The 17,843-nt window shown below is 60.8% G+C and carries 11 protein-coding genes; 4 read left to right on the top strand and 7 right to left on the bottom strand.

Translation table 11 applies throughout. The features are described 5' to 3' along the window. Positions 1–2 precede the first annotated feature (2 nt). The 6 genes from J2X66_RS28330 to J2X66_RS28305 form a co-directional block, all read right to left on the bottom strand. The gene (locus J2X66_RS28330; RefSeq protein ID WP_405046814.1) at positions 3–3,224 is read right to left on the bottom strand and encodes a transporter substrate-binding domain-containing protein; all 3,222 of its coding nucleotides are present in this window, start codon (positions 3,222–3,224) and stop codon (positions 3–5) included. Positions 3,225–3,236: 12 nt separating this feature from the next. Beyond that, positions 3,237–3,857 (bottom strand): response regulator transcription factor, encoded by a 621-nt coding sequence (locus tag J2X66_RS28325; RefSeq protein WP_310271452.1) that lies wholly within the window; start codon positions 3,855–3,857, stop codon positions 3,237–3,239. Positions 3,858–4,010: 153 nt separating this feature from the next. Beyond that, positions 4,011–4,430 carry a response regulator gene (locus tag J2X66_RS28320; protein WP_310271447.1) on the bottom strand — a complete coding sequence of 140 codons (420 nt, stop codon included), beginning with the start codon at positions 4,428–4,430 and terminating at the stop codon, positions 4,011–4,013. A 165-nt stretch (positions 4,431–4,595) separates the two neighbouring features. After that, positions 4,596–7,298: a magnesium-translocating P-type ATPase gene (gene mgtA, locus J2X66_RS28315; RefSeq protein WP_310271444.1), complete on the bottom strand. Its 2,703-nt coding sequence runs from the start codon at positions 7,296–7,298 to the stop codon at positions 4,596–4,598. 496 nt (positions 7,299–7,794) lie between these two features. After that, positions 7,795–9,132 (bottom strand): SidA/IucD/PvdA family monooxygenase, encoded by a 1,338-nt coding sequence (locus tag J2X66_RS28310; RefSeq protein WP_310271441.1) that lies wholly within the window; start codon positions 9,130–9,132, stop codon positions 7,795–7,797. Positions 9,133–9,265: 133 nt separating this feature from the next. Beyond that, positions 9,266–9,748, bottom strand: a complete 483-nt coding sequence (locus tag J2X66_RS28305) for a sigma-70 family RNA polymerase sigma factor (RefSeq protein ID WP_310271438.1) — start codon at positions 9,746–9,748, stop codon at positions 9,266–9,268. 302 nt (positions 9,749–10,050) lie between these two features. Between J2X66_RS28305 and J2X66_RS28300 the strand changes: the two genes are divergently transcribed. From J2X66_RS28300 to J2X66_RS28290, 3 genes are read left to right on the top strand one after another with little or no spacing between them, the layout of a single operon-like run. After that, positions 10,051–11,223 carry an efflux RND transporter periplasmic adaptor subunit gene (locus tag J2X66_RS28300; RefSeq protein ID WP_310271434.1) on the top strand — a complete coding sequence of 391 codons (1,173 nt, stop codon included), beginning with the start codon at positions 10,051–10,053 and terminating at the stop codon, positions 11,221–11,223. Then, positions 11,224–13,197 carry a MacB family efflux pump subunit gene (locus J2X66_RS28295; protein ID WP_310271431.1) on the top strand — a complete coding sequence of 658 codons (1,974 nt, stop codon included), beginning with the start codon at positions 11,224–11,226 and terminating at the stop codon, positions 13,195–13,197. 7 nt (positions 13,198–13,204) lie between these two features. Beyond that, positions 13,205–14,599, top strand: coding sequence for an efflux transporter outer membrane subunit (locus J2X66_RS28290; RefSeq protein ID WP_310271429.1), 1,395 nt, complete (start codon positions 13,205–13,207; stop codon positions 14,597–14,599). A gap of 65 nt (positions 14,600–14,664) precedes the next feature. Here the strand turns inward: J2X66_RS28290 and J2X66_RS28285 are convergent, their stop codons facing one another. Continuing rightward, complete coding sequence (locus J2X66_RS28285) at positions 14,665–16,293, bottom strand: PvdJ/PvdD/PvdP-like protein (RefSeq protein ID WP_310271426.1); 1,629 nt, start codon at positions 16,291–16,293, stop codon at positions 14,665–14,667. 183 nt (positions 16,294–16,476) lie between these two features. On the opposite strand from J2X66_RS28285, the gene pvdM reads away from it, so the two are divergent. Beyond that, a complete protein-coding gene (gene pvdM / locus J2X66_RS28280; protein ID WP_310271423.1) occupies positions 16,477–17,826 on the top strand; it encodes a pyoverdine-tailoring dipeptidase-like protein PvdM in 1,350 nt (449 codons plus the stop codon). Positions 17,827–17,843: the final 17 nt, after the last annotated feature.

Genomic DNA, 17,843 nt, shown 5'->3' with positions numbered 1-17,843 from the left:
CGTCAGCCGCGTGAGAGGCTTTGGTCCAGTCGGATCATCGCATGCTGCAACTGATCGACGGCTTCATCGATCATCGCCACGCGACCTTCCGCGCAAGCGCGCTCAAGTTGTTCGCAGCATTCGATCAAACGCTCCGCGCGGACCATCCGCGCGCTGCCCTTGATACGGTGCGCCAGCTCGTGAAGACGCGGGTGATCGTCACCCGCGTGGGCTTGCAGCAGATGATTGAGGTCTTCGTGGTTGGCCTTGGCCAATTCACGCAGCAACTGATTGATCAGCGTCCGGTCTTCGCCGACGTAAAACTCCAGGCCGGTCAAGTCCATCTCCAGACTTGATTGCGTATCGGTCGGCAGGGGCGTTGGCTCACTGCCAAACCGCGAGGCCAGCCAGGCGCTCAAATCCGCCAGCAGAATGGGTTTGAACAAGCAGTCGTCCATGCCCGCTTCCAGGCACCGAATCCTTTCTTCAGGTTGGGCGTTGGCGGTAAACCCCAGAATCAGCGTGGGCGGCAATCCATAGCCGCGCTCTTCATCACGAATCGCACCCGCCAACTCATAACCACTGAACCGGGGCATGTTGCAGTCGCTGATGACCACATCGAACTCATGGATACGCCACAACTCAAGCGCTTGCAGGCCATCTTCGGCCTCCATGACCCGGTGCCCCAGATAGCTCAGTTGACGCGTCAGCAACAAGCGATTGGGTGGATAATCATCGGCCACCAAAATCGTCAGGGGGGGGGTGGACAGCGCCAATCCACTGTCCATCGCCTCGACGGCAGGCAAGGCTTTCAACGCCACCAAGGACAGACTGATGTCAGCCTGAGTGCCCCGCCCCAGGACACTCTCGAGCGCCAACCGTCCGCCCATCATTTCGCACAGGGTGCGGCTGATGACCAGCCCCAGTCCAGAGCCTTTGCGTCCCGACTGCAGGTTGTTGCCAGCCTGGACGAACGGGCTGAACAACCGCTGCTGATCCACGACGCTGATGCCGATGCCGCTGTCTTCAATGTGCACCGCGACGGCCAGATGCCCCGGAATTCCCGGCACCACCCGCAGTGTCAGGCTCACTTCACCCGTCTGGGTAAACTTGATTGCATTGCTCAACAGATTGGACAGCACCTGCTTGAAACGCGTGGGGTCAATCAACACATCACGATCACTGCGTTCATCCAGATCAATCCGCCACGCCAGGCCTTTTTCCCGCGCCAGGCCTTCGAACACCCGGCACACCGAGGCCACCAGCGCATGCAAATTGACACGCTCGGGCGTCAGGGACAGATGCCCGGATTCGATGCGGGCGATGTCCAGGATATCGCCGATCAACGCCAATAACTGCTGCGCCGCAGTGGAGGCTACCTCCAGGGCTGAACGATCGGCGATGCCCTCTTTCGCGCGCATCCCGGCCATTTCGAGCATGCCGATCAAGGCGTTGATCGGCGTACGGATTTCGTGGCTCATAATCGCCAGAAACGTGGTTTTCGCGCGATTGGCGTCGTCGGCCGCGTCTTTGGCGTCTTGCAATTGCTGCAACCATTGTTGGCGCTGGCGGATCTGCCGACGTTGCCAGGCGATCCAGCTCACCGCCAGCAAAAGCAACGCGGCGGCGGCGGCGAACGCCTGCAGGATGGCTGGCCGGTGACGCAGCCAATAACTGTCATCCACCACCACATCATTGCCCCAGCGGGTGACCAAACTGTCCATTTCATCAGGCGAAATACTCAGCAACGCCTTGTTCAGGATCGATTGCAACTCCGGGTCTGCACCGTCCGTTGCCATCGCAATGCGCGCCGGTTCGTCACCCACGGTGCTGCTGATCCGTAAGCGTCCCGGGTAATACCGGGCAATCAGATAACGGGTCATGAACAATGAACTGACGGCTGCGTCGGCTTGTCCGTTCATGACTGACTCCAGCCCCTGCGCCGGGTTTTCAACATCCACCATGCGCACCCCAGGCACCCGCGCCTGAATAAAGGCGCGCACCGGGTGGCTGTGGTAAATCGCCAGGCGCTTACCGGCCAGTTCGTCCAGTGTCTTGGGGCTATCGGGTGTGATTTCGCTGACGAGCGTGTACGGATTGGTCACATAAGGGCTGGTGAAGTGCAGATCGGCGACACCTTCGGTGGTCGGGATGATGGCAGGTATGACGTCGATCTCGCCCGCCTTGAGTCGCTGGATCTGTTGATCAAGGGATCGCTCCCGTAGCACCTTGAAGTTCAAACCGCTGCGCTGGCTGATCAGCGACAGCAATTGCGCGGTCAACCCGCTGAATTGTCCCTCGGCATTGAAGAACGTCAGAGGCGCGAAGTTCTCGACTACCCCGACAGTGACTTGTGGATGACGCTCCAGCCACTGCCGCTCACTGGCGCTCAGATTGACTCGCGACTGACCCAGCGTGTTGACCCTGCCGGCGCTCCAGCGCTGTTCGATGAGCGCACGCTGGTTCATCGGGATCGCCGCCAGGGCCTTGTCGATGATGGCCTTGAGCGGCAGGTTGTCCCGCGACAGGGCAAAGCCGAACGGGTTGGCGTCGAGACCGGACGGTCCCATCAACTGAACGTTATTGGGGTAATTGTTGTTGATCAGGTAATTGGCGCTGATGAGGTCCCCGAGGTACACGTCATCTTTGCGATACGCCACCGCCCCCAGCGCATCGAGCGCAGACGGGTAGCGATACAGCCTGGCCTCGGGATAAAACGTTTCGACCGTCTGCGCCGGCAGATAGTCATCGACCATCGCAATGCGTTTGCCCGCCAGATCCTCGGGCATGCGTTCATCCAGCCGGGTGGCCAGCACTGGCTGATCTTCAGCATAGGAGCTGGACAGGATCAACCCGGGATCGGCCGCTTCAAAGTTGTTCGAGGTTCCCAGCAGATCAAGCCCGTCGTATTTCAGGGCCTCCATGGCCGCTTCCCGCGTGCCATACCGCTGCACTTCAATCGGAATGTCCAGCAATTGCGCAATCAGTCGGGCGTAATCGGCGGTGATGCCTTCCAGCTCATCTTGATTGCGCGTGATTTCGAAGGGCGGGTAATCCGGCCCACTCACTCCGAGGCGCAGGACCCGTTTGCTATGCAGCCATTGCCGATCCTTTTCATTCAAATGGACCGCGTAACCCTCCACCGTGGAACGCCCCAGCAGTTGCAAGGACTTCGTCTGCGCAGGCACGGCCGACAGGGCCGCTGGCGCCAGACACAGCATCAATGCGCACAACAGGAGACGCACGTTCAGGCGCCCTCAGATCAAGTGATTGCGGATGGCAAAGTCGCGCAGGTGCACGGCCGACTGTACGCTAAGTTTTTCGATCAAACGGGTCTTGTAGGTGCTGACTGTCTTGTGGCTCAAGTGCATCGCCTCGGCGATGGCCTTGTTTGCGGTACCCCGAGCCAGGTATTGGAGAATGGTCAGTTCGCGGTTGGAGAGTTTGTCGATCATTTGCTTTTCGCTTTGCTGCAGCGCGTCCATGGATGCGCTGGGCAGTTGTGCGAAGTAAGTGTACCCGGCCATCAGCGCTTGTATGGCCTTGTGCAACTGACTCAGGTCGTTGGTTTTGGAGACGTACGCCAAAGCACCGGAGCGCATGCAACGCTCTTGAAAAAACAATGGATCAAGGGACGTGAACACCAACACCGCACACGACAAGTCGCTGTTTTTGATTCGCTCGATTACATCCAGCCCGTTACCACCGGGCAACATCAGATCCACAGTCACCAGATCAACGGTGTGCTCACGAAGAATCGCCGACGCGTCACCCACGCTGGCCGCTTCATGAATCCGTTTAAATCCTTCCCGTTCAAGCACCAGTTTGACTGCGGCACAAACGACCGGATGATCGTCCACAATCAGCACTGACTTCATGGAAACTCCCTGTGCAAAAAATCGACGATGACGCCACGGATGCGCGCCGGAAAAGGCCAGAGTGCACGCAGCAACTGCGCGAAAACTCTTACATGGCGCAAGGATGAAAACTACCTGTCAGAAATGACAGTTCCGACGAACGGGCACCTCGATTCAGCCCGCTTTCTGCTGATAGTGCCCGACCAGATCATGACGGGGACTCACCAACGGATCGACACGGGACATCAAGTGCCGGATACACATCAAGTCGGGAAGCAGTGCGGTGCTCGTCTGAATTGGCTGTTGCGTGCAAACCGAATTCTGCGCGCGTTCGTCGTTGAAAATCATGGCATGACGAACCTGGGGGTTATCGAGGAAAAACCCCCGCAGGTCCAACGAACCCTTCGCCAGAGAAGCGTTGATGACCACCAGGTCAAACGGCTCGCAACCGTATTCGACCAGGGTCAACAGCTCTTCAAGGTGTTGAACCGGTGCCACCCGGTAGTAACCCAGCTGGTTAAACACACGCTCAACCTTCATACGGTGGAAGTGTTGCTCGTCGGCAATCAGGATTCGTAATGCTTTATTCATCATTCCGGGGCCTGCAGGGTGACCAAAGTGTGGCGCAAGGCTACGGAAGCTTGGTGCCGGTTTATGTAGGACTTTTCCTAAATGCTCACTCGCACTTTCTATATTTTTACGAGAATTCACGGCTGGGTCCGCCCCCTCGCCTCCAGGATACCGTCCCAACCAGACGATTTACTGCCAGCCAAACCGCCGAATGTAGAACCCTTTCACCGCCTGCGTCAGCGCCATGTACGCCAGCAGAATCACCGGCAGAAACACGAAGTACATCGATGGCAACGCCTGCAGTTTGAAGTAGTGCGCCAGCGGCCCCATTGGCAGGAAAATGCCCACGGCCATGATGATCCCGGTCATCACCATCAACGGCATCGCCGCGCGGCTTTGCAGGAACGGGATTTTCGGGGTGCGGATCATGTGCACGATCAGCGTCTGGGTCAGCAGCCCGACCACGAACCAGCCAGACTGGAACAACGTCTGGTGGTCCGGCGTGTTCGCATCGAACACGTACCACATCAGGGCAAACGTGGTGATGTCGAAGATCGAGCTGATCGGCCCGAAGAACAGCATGAAGCGCCCGACATCCGCCGGTTGCCAGCGCTGTGGTTGCTTGAGCATTTCTGCATCGACGTTATCGAACGGGATGGCGATCTGCGAAATGTCGTAGAGCAGGTTCTGCACCAGCAGGTGCATCGGCAGCATCGGCAGGAACGGGATGAACGCACTGGCCACCAGCACCGAGAACACGTTGCCGAAGTTCGAACTGGCGGTCATCTTGATGTACTTGAGCATGTTGGCGAAGGTGCGGCGCCCTTCCAGCACGCCCTCCTCCAGCACCATCAAGCTCTTTTCAAGCAGGATGATGTCGGCCGCTTCCTTGGCGATGTCGACGGCGCTGTCCACCGAAATACCGATGTCGGCGGTGCGCAGGGCCGGGGCGTCGTTGATGCCGTCGCCCATGAACCCAACCACGTGGCCGTTGCCCTTGAGCAAACGCACGATGCGTTCCTTGTGCGACGGTGTGAGTTTGGCGAAAACGTTGGTGGTCTCCACCGCCACAGCCAACTGGGCGTCACTCATGCGCTCGATGTCGCTGCCCATCAGCAGGCCCTGCTGCTCCAGTCCGACTTCACGGCAGATCTTGGCGGTCACCAGTTCGTTGTCGCCGGTCAGCACTTTCACCGCCACACCGTGTGCCGCCAGTGCTTTGAGGGCCGGCGCGGTGCTTTCCTTGGGTGGATCGAGGAACGCCACGTAACCGATCAGCGTCAGTTCCTGTTCATCGGCCAGGCTATACGTGTCGCGCCCTTCGATCATCGGCCGTGCAGCCACCGCGACGACTCGCAGCCCTTCGGCATTGAACGTCGCGGTCACCTGGCGAATCCGCGCCAGCAATTCATCGCTCAGCGCTTCATCAACAACACCGTGACGCACCCGCGTGCACACCGCCAGCACTTCCTCCACCGCGCCTTTACAGATCAGCAGATGAGCCTGCTCGCGCTCGGCGACCACCACCGACATGCGCCGGCGAGTGAAGTCGAACGGGATCTCGTCGATCTTGCGAAACGCGGTGCCGACCTTGAGTTCACGGTGGATTTCCACGTGTTCCAGCACCGCAACGTCCAGCAGGTTTTTCAGGCCGGTCTGGTAGTAGCTGTTGAGGTAGGCCATTTCCAGCACGTCGTCGGAGTCATTGCCCCAGACGTCGACATTGCGCGCCAGGAAGATTTTGTCCTGGGTCAGGGTGCCGGTCTTGTCGGTGCACAGCACGTCCATGGCGCCGAAGTTCTGGATCGCATCCAGGCGTTTGACGATGACTTTTTTACGCGACAGGAATACCGCGCCTTTGGCCAACGTCGAGGTGACGATCATGGGCAGCATTTCCGGGGTCAGGCCCACGGCAATCGACAACGCGAACAACAGCGCCTGGGTCCAGTCGCCCTTGGTGAAACCGTTGATGAACAGCACCAGCGGCGCCATCACGAACATGAAACGGATCAGCAGCCAGCTGACTTTGTTGACCCCGGTCTGAAACGACGTCGGCGCACGATCAGTGGCACCCACTCGCTGCGCCAGCGCACCGAAATACGTGTCGTTGCCGGTGGTGAGAATCACCGCCATCGCCGTCCCGGACACCACGTTGGTGCCCATGAACAGGATGTTGTCGAGGTCCAGCGGGTTGCGGGTGTCGTTATCTTGCTGGCGCGGAAATTTTTCCACCGGCATCGATTCGCCGGTCATCGCCGCCTGACTGACGAACAGGTCCTTGGCGCTGAGCACCCGACAATCAGCGGGGATCATGTCCCCCGCCGAGAGTACGATCAGGTCGCCCGGCACCAACTGTTTGATCGGCAACTCGATGCGATGTGCGTTGCGGCGCAGGACTGTCGCGGTGTTGCTCACCATCGCCTTCAGCGCGTCGGCGGCCTGGTTGGATTTGGTTTCCTGCCAGAACCGCAGCAATGTCGAGAGCACCACCATGGAGAAAATCACGATGGCGGCTTTCATGTCCTCGGTCAGCCAGGAGATGACCGCGAGCAACGTCAGCAGCAGGTTGAACGGGTTTTTGTAGCAGTGCCACAGATGCGTCCACCACGGCAGTGGCTGTTCATGCTCGACCTCGTTGAGGCCGAAACGCTCGCGCAGGGCGTCGGCTTCCTCCTCGCTCAGGCCATCGGTGTGCGTGCCGAGTCTTTCCAGCAATTGGCCGGTGTCGCTGTTGGCGGCACCCACCAGGGTTTGCGCCAGCGTCGGCGGTACTTCACGGCTGACCGTGGTGTCGGTGAAGGTTTCCAGCAGCGCCAGACGACGGAAGTGCCGGGCGATGTGGCGGGTGCGCAGGAATCCGGCGAAGAATTCCTTGAGCAGGGTCAGGTTCATGGCGTTGCCCCCAGGGTCAGCCGGGAAACCTTCGAGCAGGCATGTCGAGTCGCGGCGATGACGACCAGGCAGGCGCCATCACACGAGAGTGTGTCGATGAGAGGACATCGCGATCATGCCAGGACTGGCTCGACCGGGAGGCCGCTGCTCGCTGTACGGCGAGACAACGGCACAAAAAAGCTGCGCGTTATCTTGCCGAGAAGGTGCCGGTTACTGAAACCGGCCGACTACTGTCACTCGAACAAGTACCCACTGTGGGTCTCCGCTATTGATGAAAACGCGCGAAGCTTACGCCGCGATTTAGGCAGAGTAAACGAAGGAACGGTATGCGGTGGGGCAATCGCGGGGTTCTTCAGGAAGGGTTCAGCTTTCAGATTTTGTAGTGTTCTCAAGGGCCGCTTCGCGAGCAGGCTCGCTCCCACAATGGACCTGTGTTCATTGGCCACATGTGGGAGCGAGCCTGCTCGCGAAGGCGGCCTGAGAGGCGCCAAAAATCTCAGCTAGCAGTTGCCAACAACACGTCCACCACCAACCGGCTGTGCCCACGGTTTTTGCCATGCTCATACAACGAACCGGCAATCTCGTCCGCCCGAATCGGCAGGATCGACAACAGCGTGTCGCTCAACCCATGGCTCGCCTGGCAGAAGCCTTGCATATAGATGCCGGCCCTGCAGCGCTCGTCAGTGATCAGCTTATAGTTGCGATCCACTTCAAAATCACCCAGGTACTGCTCCAGCGGCGCCAGCAATTTGCGGTGCATCTGCCGCTCGTAACCGGTGGCCAAGACCACAGCGTCGTATAGACGAACCGTGACTTCACCCGTGGCATTGTTGCGCAACGCCAGCTCGATACCGTGCTCGGTGGCCGTGGCTTTTTCAATCGTGGTCAATGTGCGAAACGCATGACGAGCAATGCCCGAGACTTTCTGGCGATAGAAGATACCGTAGATGCGCTCGATCAGGTCGATGTCCACCACCGAATAATTGGTGTTGTGGTACTCGTTGACCAGACGTTCACGTTCGCTGTGGGCTTGCTGGAACACCAGGTCGGTGAACTCCGGCGAGAACACTTCGTTGACGAACGGGCTGTCATCCGCCGGCTTCAGTGCCGAGCCGCGCAGAATCATGTCGACCTGCACCGAGGGGAAGCTGTCGTTCAGATCGATGAACGCTTCCGCGGCACTCTGCCCGCCGCCGATGATGGCGATGCTCATAGGCTGGTTGTTCACACACGGCTGCCTGGCCATTTGCGCCAGGTACTGCGAGTGATGGAACACCCGTCCGTCATCCTTCAGCGCCTTGAACGCTTGCGGAATGCGCGGCGTACCGCCGGCGCTGACCACCACTGAACGGGTGGTGCGCACGTGCTGCTGACCTTGGGTATCGCGCGAGATCACCCGCAGCGCTTCGACCTGCTGGCTGTGCAGCACCGGTTCGATGGTCAGCACTTCTTCGCCGTAACGGCTCTGCGATTCAAATTGCACGGCGACCCAGCGCAGGTAGTCGTTGTACTCCATGCGGCACGGATAAAAAGTGCCCAGGTTGATGAAGTCCACCAGGCGACCGTGATGCTTGAGGTAGTTGACGAAGGAATACGGACTGGTCGGATTGCGCAGCGTCACCAGGTCCTTGAGGAACGAGATCTGCAGTTCGCTCTGGGTCACCAGGGTGTTGCCGTGCCAGCGGTAGTCCGCCTGCTTGTCGAGAAACAGAACATCCAGCTCGCCCTGGCGTGGCCCGCGCTCTTGCAAAGCGATGGCCAGCGCCAGGTTCGAAGGGCCGAAACCGACGCCGATCAGGTCGTGAACGATGGGCGATGCAATTGCCTGTGTCATTTCCAGTGTCCTCTGGATGAACCCCTCAACCGATGGGGAGTAAGCCTAAGTGACCTGACCGGCCTTGGGCAGGACAGCAGGTCGTCTGTTGAGTAGGAACGAGGACAGTGAAATAAAATTTAATCAGCGGGGATCAATGGGCGTCCCACTGGCGCATCCGCACCCGGCAATGCTTCATCGCATTGACGATGTGCTTTTCCACCAGGGCCCGCGAAATGCCAAGCTGTTCGGCGATCTCAGGGTGGGACAGGCCCTCGATCTTGCGCAACAGAAAACTCTCGCGACACAGCTGTGGCAGCTCCGCCAGGGCACGCTGGAGCATTTGCAGGCGCTGGCCGTGATCGAGGCAGTTGTGCGGGGATGGCGTGAAGTAGCGTTCTTCGGTGTCGAGCACGTCCAGCGACTCGACCTGACGCAGGGCATTGCGCCGATGATCGTCGATCACCAGATTGAGCGCGGTACGGTACAGAAACGCCCGGGGCTGCTCGATGGGCGTGTCACTGGAACGCTCCAGGACCCGCACATACGCGTCATGCACCACATCTTCGGCCACCTGACGGTTGCCTAGCTTGGCGTTCAGGAAACACACCAGCTCGCGATAGTAGTTTTCCAACATGACTCCCGGCCGCACGCGTGCGGTTTCTGTCCTTGAGCCCCCTCGTCGACCGCCGACATAGGCAGTGGCACGATAGTGGCAGTTCGAGACGCGTAATTTATAGTAATTCTCATATAGATTTAAAGTACTGCTTGTCCTTGCCGCACAAATAGTCGTGAGCTACAGGTGTAACCCTATGTGTCCGCACCTAAATTCCCCGCACCCTTCCTCGTTTACAGGACAGCTCCCCGTCTCTGTCGGCTGTCGCTGTTAGCTGCGCGCAGGTTGAACGACGGACCGATACCCATTGGCCGGAACCCTGCATGAAACGTCCCAGAGACACCCGACGCGCCCTGCTTGTAGCACTTAGCCTGATCCCCGTTATCGCCGTCGCCGCCTGGCACATCATTCCGCCCGGCCGCGACAGATTCGCCACCGTGGCCGTCAGCCGGGGCGACATCGAAAGCAGCGTCACCGCGTTGGGCACCCTGCAACCCCGACGTTATGTCGACGTCGGTGCCCAGGCCTCCGGGCAGATCCACAAGATTCATGTGGAGGTCGGCGACGTGGTCAAGGAAGGCCAGTTGCTTGTGGAAATCGATCCGTCCACGCAACAGGCCAAACTCGACGCCGGGCGTTTCTCCATCGAAAACCTCAAGGCTCAGCTCCAGGAGCAACGGGCACTGCACGAACTCGCGCGGCAGAAATACCAGCGTCAGCAGAACCTCAAGGCCGGGGGCGCCACCCGCGAAGAGGACGTGCAAACCGCGCAAGCTGAACGGCGCGCCACCCAGGCGCGTATCGACATGTTCCAGGCGCAGATCCGTCAGGCCGAAGCCAGCCTGCGCAGTGATCAGGCCGAGTTCGGTTACACGCGAATCTATGCGCCCATGTCCGGGACGATCGTTGCCCTGGACGCCCGGGTCGGCCAGACGCTGAACGCGCAGCAACAAACGCCGCTGATTCTGCGTATCGCCAAACTGTCGCCAATGACCGTGTGGGCCGAAGTCTCGGAAGCCGACATCGGCCACGTCAAACCCGGCATGAATGCCTGGTTCACCACCCTCAGCGGTGGCAATCGTCGCTGGAGCAGCACGGTGCGGCAGATTCTGCCCGTACCGCCCAAGCCACTCGACCAGACCAGCCAGGGTGGCGGCAGCCCGGCCAGCTCGGGAAAAAGCGGCAGTGCCCGCGTGGTGCTGTACACCGTATTGCTCGACGTCGATAACACCGACAACGCGCTGATGGCCGAGATGACGACGCAGGTGTTTTTCGTGTCCGACCAGGCCAAAAACGTCCTCACCGCGCCCATTGCGGCCCTGCAAGGTGGCGCGGAACCGGACACCCAGACCGCGCAAGTCGTGGCCAAAAACGGCAGCATCGAGTCGCGAGAAGTGCGCACCGGCATCAGTGATCGCCTGCGGGTGCAGATCCTCGATGGCCTGCGCGAAGGCGATCACCTGCTGATTGGCCCGGCCGACGGGAGTGGCGGCTGAATGCAGACGCCCCTGATCGACCTGCACGACATTCGCAAAGCCTACGGCGGCGGCGACTCTCCCGAAGTGCATGTGTTGCGCGGCATCGACCTGTCGATTCATGCCGGCGAGTTCGTGGCGATTGTCGGCGCCTCCGGGTCCGGCAAGTCGACGCTGATGAACATCCTCGGCTGCCTCGACCGCCCGACGTCGGGCGAATACCGCTTCGCCGGGGAAAACGTCGCCGGGCTCGACAGTGATGAACTGGCCTGGCTGCGCCGTGAAGCCTTCGGTTTTGTGTTCCAGGGGTATCACCTGATCCCCTCCGGCTCGGCCCAGGAAAACGTCGAGATGCCGGCCATCTACGCAGGCTTGCCGGCCGCCGAGCGCCACATCCGGGCCGCTGCCCTGCTCGACCGTCTCGGTCTGGCCTCGCGCACCGGCAATCGTCCGCATCAACTCTCCGGTGGCCAGCAACAACGGGTGTCCATCGCCCGCGCCTTGATGAACGGCGGCCACATCATCCTCGCCGATGAACCCACCGGCGCCCTCGACAGCCACAGCGGCGCCGAGGTCATGACCCTGCTCGATGAACTGGCGAGCCAGGGTCATGTGGTGATCCTCATCACCCACGACCGCGAAGTCGCGGCCCGGGCCAAGCGCATCATCGAAATCCGCGACGGCCTGATCATCACCGACAGCGCCCGCGATAACCCTCAAGCCCAGGCCTCAGCCAACCCCGGCGCGTTGCAAGCCGTGGACTTGCGCAAGCGTCTGAGCGAAGGCGCCGAAGCCACCGGCGCGTGGAAAGGCGAACTGATTGACGCGGTGCAAGCGGCGTGGCGGGTGATGTGGATCAACCGCTTCCGCACCGCGCTGACATTACTCGGAATCATCATCGGCGTGGCCTCGGTGGTGGTGATGCTCGCCGTCGGCGAAGGCAGCAAGCGCCAGGTCATGGCGCAGATGGGCGCCTTCGGCTCGAACATCATTTACCTCAGCGGCTCGGCGCCGAACCCGCGTACTGCGCCGGGCATCGTCACCCTGGATGACGTCGCGGCGGTGGCCAGTTTGCCGCAAGTGAGACGGATCATGCCGGTCAACGGCCAGGAAGCCGGGGTGCGCTTCGGCAACCTCGACCACTTGAGTTACGTCGGCGGCAACGACACCCACTTCCCGGCGATCTTCAATTGGCCGGTGGTCGAAGGCAGCTACTTCACCGAGGCCGATGAGCGAAACGCAGCGGCGGTCGCGGTGATCGGCCACAAGGTGCGAACCAAGTTGCTCAAGGACGTGGCCAACCCGATTGGCCAATACATCCTGATCGAAAACGTGCCCTTCCAGGTGGTCGGCGTGCTCGCGGAAAAAGGCGCCAGCTCAGGCGATTCCGACAGCGACGACCGCATCGCCATCCCCTACTCCGCTGCCAGCGTGCGGCTGTTCGGCACGCACACTCCGGAATACGTGGCCATCGCCGCCGCCGATGCGCGCAAGGTCAAGGAGACCGAAATAGCCATCGAGCAATTGATGCTGCGCCTGCACAACGGAAAGAAGGATTTCGAACTGACCAACAACGCCGCAATGATCCAGGCCGAGGCGCGCACGCAAAACACCCTGTCGCTGATGCTCGGCTCGATTGCCGCGATTTCCTTGTTGGTGGGTGGAATCGGCGTGATGAACATCATGTTGATGACCGTGCGCGAACGCACCCGCGAGATCGGTATCCGCATGGCCACCGGCGCCCGGCAGCGCGACATCCTGCGCCAGTTTCTGACCGAGGCGGTGATGCTCTCGGTGGTCGGCGGGCTGGCCGGCATTGCCCTGGCGCTGATCGTCGGCGGTGTGCTGATTCTCAGCGAAGTCGCTGTCGCGTTTTCCTTGATAGCGGCGCTCGGCGCCTTCGGCTGCGCCTTGGTCACCGGTGTTGTCTTCGGCTTCATGCCGGCCCGCAAAGCTGCCCGACTCGACCCGGTCACGGCCCTTACCAGTGAATGATTTCTCCATGAAGCCGCCACTCAGTCTGTTGACGCTCTGCCTGTTGCTCAGCGCTTGCGGCACGCCCGCCCAGCGCCCCGACGCCGGTATCGTGCCGCCCGCGTCCTGGCAATCACCGCACACACAAGACGCCGCGCGCAGCAACCCGCAATGGTGGACGCAGTTCGGCAGCCCGCAGCTGGACCAACTGATTGAACAGGCGCGGGTCGGTAGTTTCGATCTGGCCGCCGCCATCGCCCGCGTGCGTCAGGCCCAGGCCGAGACGGTGGTGGCCGGCGGTTCGCAGCTGCCGGAGGTCACGGCAGGGTTGAATGCCAATCGCCAGAAACTGCTGCGCGGTAATGGCTACAGCCAACTGGATGCCGACAGCGACAACAGCGCCGTGGACTATTTCAACGCCAACCTCAGCGCCAGCTACGAAATCGATTTCTGGGGCGGCCAACGTGCCTCCCGCGACAGCGCGCAATTTGCCTTGCAGGCCAGCCAGTTCGATCAGGCAACGGTGGAACTGACGCTGCTTAGCAGCGTCGCCAGCGGCTACGCGCAATCCCTGTCGCTGCGTGAACAGAGCCGCATCGCCGAGTTGAACCTGGCGAATGCGCAGAACGTATTGAAACTGGTGCAGACGCGGTTTGATTCAGGCTCGGCGACGGCGCTGGAACTGGCCCAACAGAAAAGCCTGGTCGCCGCGCAACAACGGCAATTACCGCTGGTGCAGCAACAGGCGCAAGACGCGTCGATCAGTCTTGCCGCCCTCCTCGGCCGACCGGTACAGCAGTTGCCTCTGGGACTGGAGCACTTTGATCAGCTGTCATGGCCGACCATCGACGCTGGGGTGCCCAGTGAACTGATCAGCCGTCGCCCGGACATTGCCCGCGCCGAGGCGCAACTGGCGGCGGCGCAGGCGGACGTCACTGTGGCCCGAGCTGCGATGTTGCCTACCGTGACATTGAGCGCCGAAATCGGCTCGGGTGCGGATCGCGCGTCGGACATTCTGCGCAGTCCGTTTTACAACCTCACCGCCGGGTTGCTCGCACCAGTGTTCAACAACGGCCGCTTGAGCGCCGAGCGCGACAAGGCCACGGCCCGGCAGGAGGAGCTGCTGGAGACCTATCGCGGCGCGATCATCAACGGTTTTGCCGACGTGGAAAAAGCGCTGAACAGCATTCGTGGGCTGGATGAACAGCGGCAATGGCAAGGCGAGGAACTGAAACAGGCGCAGACCGCATTCGATATTGCGCAACGTCGCTATCAGGCGGGGGCCGAGGATTTGCTGACCGTATTGGAGACGCAACGCACGCTGTATGCGGCGCAGGATTTGAATGTGCAGCTGCGGTTGTCGCGGTTGCAGGCGAGTATTGCGCTGTACAAGGCACTGGGTGGGGGGTGGCAGGTTTTGTGATTTTAGTGTCAGTGAGTCCGCCATCGCGGGTAAGCCCGCGATGAACGATAACGTGGAGTAACTGATTAACGGGTAACCGGCTTAGCCTTCAAATGGCGCGCATACCAAGGCCGCTTCGGCACTTTCCTGAACAAATCCGCGAGCTTCTTCTCATCCTCGCCAAAGGTTATCCGCAGCGCCATCTTCATGGTTTCCGGGTCCATTTCCACCGACTTGCCCGCCTGCAACCCCGGCGTTGTATTGCAACCGTGGGTGCTCGGCCCGAGCCACGGATCGTCGACTTCAACCCAACGCCCCGGCGCAAACCACGCCACGCCGTTTACCTCCAGCCGACTCACCTCCCCAGGGTGAAAGCGTTCATGCGCGCGAAACCAGTCTTCCAGTCGATCATCGATCCAGCCATGGAAATGCCAGAACACCGGGTTCACATGGGACGAAAACGGATCGCCGAGAAAGTCGTTTTCCGGCGCAAACCAACGTGCGGAAAAGTCTGATGGATCCCGGGCGAACGGTACCGGATGGCCGTTGGACGGATCACGTGGCACCGAGGCCCAGCGCATGTGCAGCCAGTCGTGCAGCCCCAGCTCCACCTCTGAACCGAACTGGCCCAGGGTCAGCTTCGACAGGTAACGCGGGTCACGATAGCGCGATTCCCAGACCTGGAAATTGCTGTGATAGGTCTCCACGGTCTTGATGTCGCTGACCCACTGCGAATAGTCGGCATCGTCGTCAGCCAGCCAGGTCGGCGGCAGCGCGGTGCCATCGTGATTATCGAAATATCGGGCGAAGCCGATGCGATCACGGGCCAGTTCCGGTTGCGGCAACGGGAAGTGCTGCCACGACGGCAGGTCCTGCATCGAACGCGCGGTGCCGAGCATATGCCGATGCATGAAGAAAAAATCCACGCCCGAGCCGTTGCGATCCTTGCGCGCACCACGGGCATCGCGCTCCTTGTCGCGCGGGCCAGGCTGCCAGCCGAGGCCGCGCAGGGCATTGCGTTTGTCTTCGGCCAGGGTGTGCCATTTGTCCCGCGAGGCATGCCAGAGCTGGTGAAACAGCCGATGCTCCGGGGAGATCAGCCAAGCCAATAATGGCGCATTGAGCCCGGTGCGTTCGCGGGCTTCGGGGAAAACCCGTTTGACTGCGACGAAGCGGTTGTCCTGCGCGGTCATCATCAGCGGGCGATCGAGGTTCAATACGCGACCGCTGAGGGTGCCGCTGCCGGCATTGCCGAACCCGGCCCAGACTTCGTCCAGGGTCATGCTGAATTCGTAATCGGGGGTGCCATTGGCTGCGTCGGCACTGACCAATCGCCAACTCAATTGCGCCGCTTTGGCATCGGCCAGTTCGCCGAGCACCCGGTAACGCGGTGTTTCGTTTGAACGCAAACGCTCGGCCGTGTCGAGGAACCCGATCAGGCCACGTCCTTTGTGGCCGACGTCAAGAAACACTTCCAGACCGTCGCGAGGCAACCCTTCAATCCCGGCGTCTCGTCCGTCAAAACGGATCTGCCAGACGCCCCGCAGCGTGTCCGCCAGCCGCTGGCCGGCGACATCCGCCACATCAAATGAAGCTTCGCCGGGGGTGATCGTCGGATCCGGTTTCGTCCATTCGCGATGCCCATAAAAAGCTGCAGGCACGGCAGCACCGGTCAGCGCCAGGCCCGCCATGAACCCTCGTCGAGAAATCGTCATTGCCCTACCTGTGTCAGCCATGAAGCAGGCTTTATCCAAGCTAGAACGTTCGCCCCCTCCAGAAATTTAACAGCCTGCTCGCGAAGAGGCCGGCAGATACACCTAAATTATCGGATCAGCCACTCGTCCATCCCAGATAGCAAAGCCCCCCACACCGGGGCAACGAACCTGACTGAGATGAACATGAAAAAACCACGTTCAAAAAAGGCGCTGTACCTCGGCTTGCCCCTGGCGCTGGCCATCAGCGCCGGTGGCGGCTATGCCGTCTGGGATCACTGGTTCAAGGACAACCCAGGCTACCCGGTCAAGGTGATGCAACAGGCCGATGAACTGCAAACGCGCATCCTCTCCTTCGACAGCCACGTCACCGTGCCGCTGGACTTCGGCACCGCCGGCAATGAAGCCGACAAGGATGGCAGCGGCCAATTCGACCTGGTCAAGACCGGACGCGGACGCCTGTCCGGTGCGGCCCTGACCATCTTCGGCTGGCCGGAAATCTGGAACGGCGCCAACGCCCCGCACCGCCCCACCGCCGGTTTCGTCGACGAAGCCCGGTTCGAGCAGGAAACCCGCTACAAAATCATCAGCGCCATGGTTCGCGATTTCCCCAACCAGGTCGCCATCGCCTACACCCCCGACGATTTCCGGCGCCTGCACGGCGAAGGCAAGTTCGCGGTGTTCATGAGCATGCTCAACGCCTACCCGCTGGGCAACGACCTTAACGCTCTGGACACGTGGGCCGCCCGTGGCATGCGCATGTTCGGTTTCAGTTACGTGGGCAATAACGCCTGGGCCGACTCGTCGCGACCATTGCCGTTTTTCAATGACTCGCGTGACGCCCTCGGCGGCCTGTCGGACATCGGCAAACAAGCGGTGCATCGCCTCAACGACCTCGGCGTGATCATCGATGTCTCGCAGATGTCGACCAAGGCCCTGGAGCAAGTCGCGCAACTGAGCCGCACGCCGATGGTGGCCTCGCACTCGGCGCCGCGGGCGCTGGTGGACATCCCGCGCAACCTCAGCGACCAGGAAATGCAGCTGATCAAGAACAGCGGCGGCGTGGTGCAGATTGTCGGCTTCCCGACCTACATTCGCCCCTTGAGCCAAACCACCCAGGACAAGCTCAACGCCCTGCGCGCCCGTTTCGACCTGCAACCGTTGCAAGGCCTGGAGATGGCACTGATGCCCGGCGACCCGGTGATCACTGTCTGGTCCGAGCAACGCTTCGGCGAATACGCCAGCCAGCTCTACGCGATTGTCGACGAAGAACCGAAAGCCACGCTCAAGGACTACGGTGACGCGATTGATTACGCGGTGAAGAAAATCGGCATCGACCATGTCGGCATCAGCTCCGACTTCAACGACGGCGGCGGGCTGGATGGCTGGAAGGATGTCAGCGAAGCCCGCAACGTCACCGCCGAACTGATCAGTCGCGGCTACAGCGAGGCCGATATCGCCAAGCTGTGGGGCGGCAATTTCCTGCGGGTCTGGGATCAGGTGCAGAAGTCTTCCCGGCCGGTGGCGAACAACTGAATCCCCTTTGCAAAAGC

This window comes from Pseudomonas sp. 3296 (genome assembly GCF_031456615.1).
GTDB lineage: Bacteria > Pseudomonadota > Gammaproteobacteria > Pseudomonadales > Pseudomonadaceae > Aquipseudomonas > Aquipseudomonas mucoides.
This window is presented reverse-complemented; position numbering and strand designations above follow the sequence as displayed.

Excerpts from the sequence above, each read along its gene's own strand:
- J2X66_RS28325 (WP_310271452.1), bottom strand. The coding sequence starts at position 3,857 with ATGAAGTCAGTGCTGATTGTGGACGATCATCCGGTCGTTTGTGCCGCA.
- J2X66_RS28320 (WP_310271447.1), bottom strand. The coding sequence starts at position 4,430 with ATGATGAATAAAGCATTACGAATCCTGATTGCCGACGAGCAACACTTC.
- mgtA (WP_310271444.1), bottom strand. The coding sequence starts at position 7,298 with ATGAACCTGACCCTGCTCAAGGAATTCTTCGCCGGATTCCTGCGCACC.
- J2X66_RS28310 (WP_310271441.1), bottom strand. The coding sequence starts at position 9,132 with ATGACACAGGCAATTGCATCGCCCATCGTTCACGACCTGATCGGCGTC.
- J2X66_RS28305 (WP_310271438.1), bottom strand. The coding sequence starts at position 9,748 with ATGTTGGAAAACTACTATCGCGAGCTGGTGTGTTTCCTGAACGCCAAG.
- J2X66_RS28300 (WP_310271434.1), top strand. The coding sequence starts at position 10,051 with ATGAAACGTCCCAGAGACACCCGACGCGCCCTGCTTGTAGCACTTAGC.
- J2X66_RS28295 (WP_310271431.1), top strand. The coding sequence starts at position 11,224 with ATGCAGACGCCCCTGATCGACCTGCACGACATTCGCAAAGCCTACGGC.
- J2X66_RS28290 (WP_310271429.1), top strand. The coding sequence starts at position 13,205 with ATGAAGCCGCCACTCAGTCTGTTGACGCTCTGCCTGTTGCTCAGCGCT.
- J2X66_RS28285 (WP_310271426.1), bottom strand. The coding sequence starts at position 16,293 with ATGACGATTTCTCGACGAGGGTTCATGGCGGGCCTGGCGCTGACCGGT.
- pvdM (WP_310271423.1), top strand. The coding sequence starts at position 16,477 with ATGAAAAAACCACGTTCAAAAAAGGCGCTGTACCTCGGCTTGCCCCTG.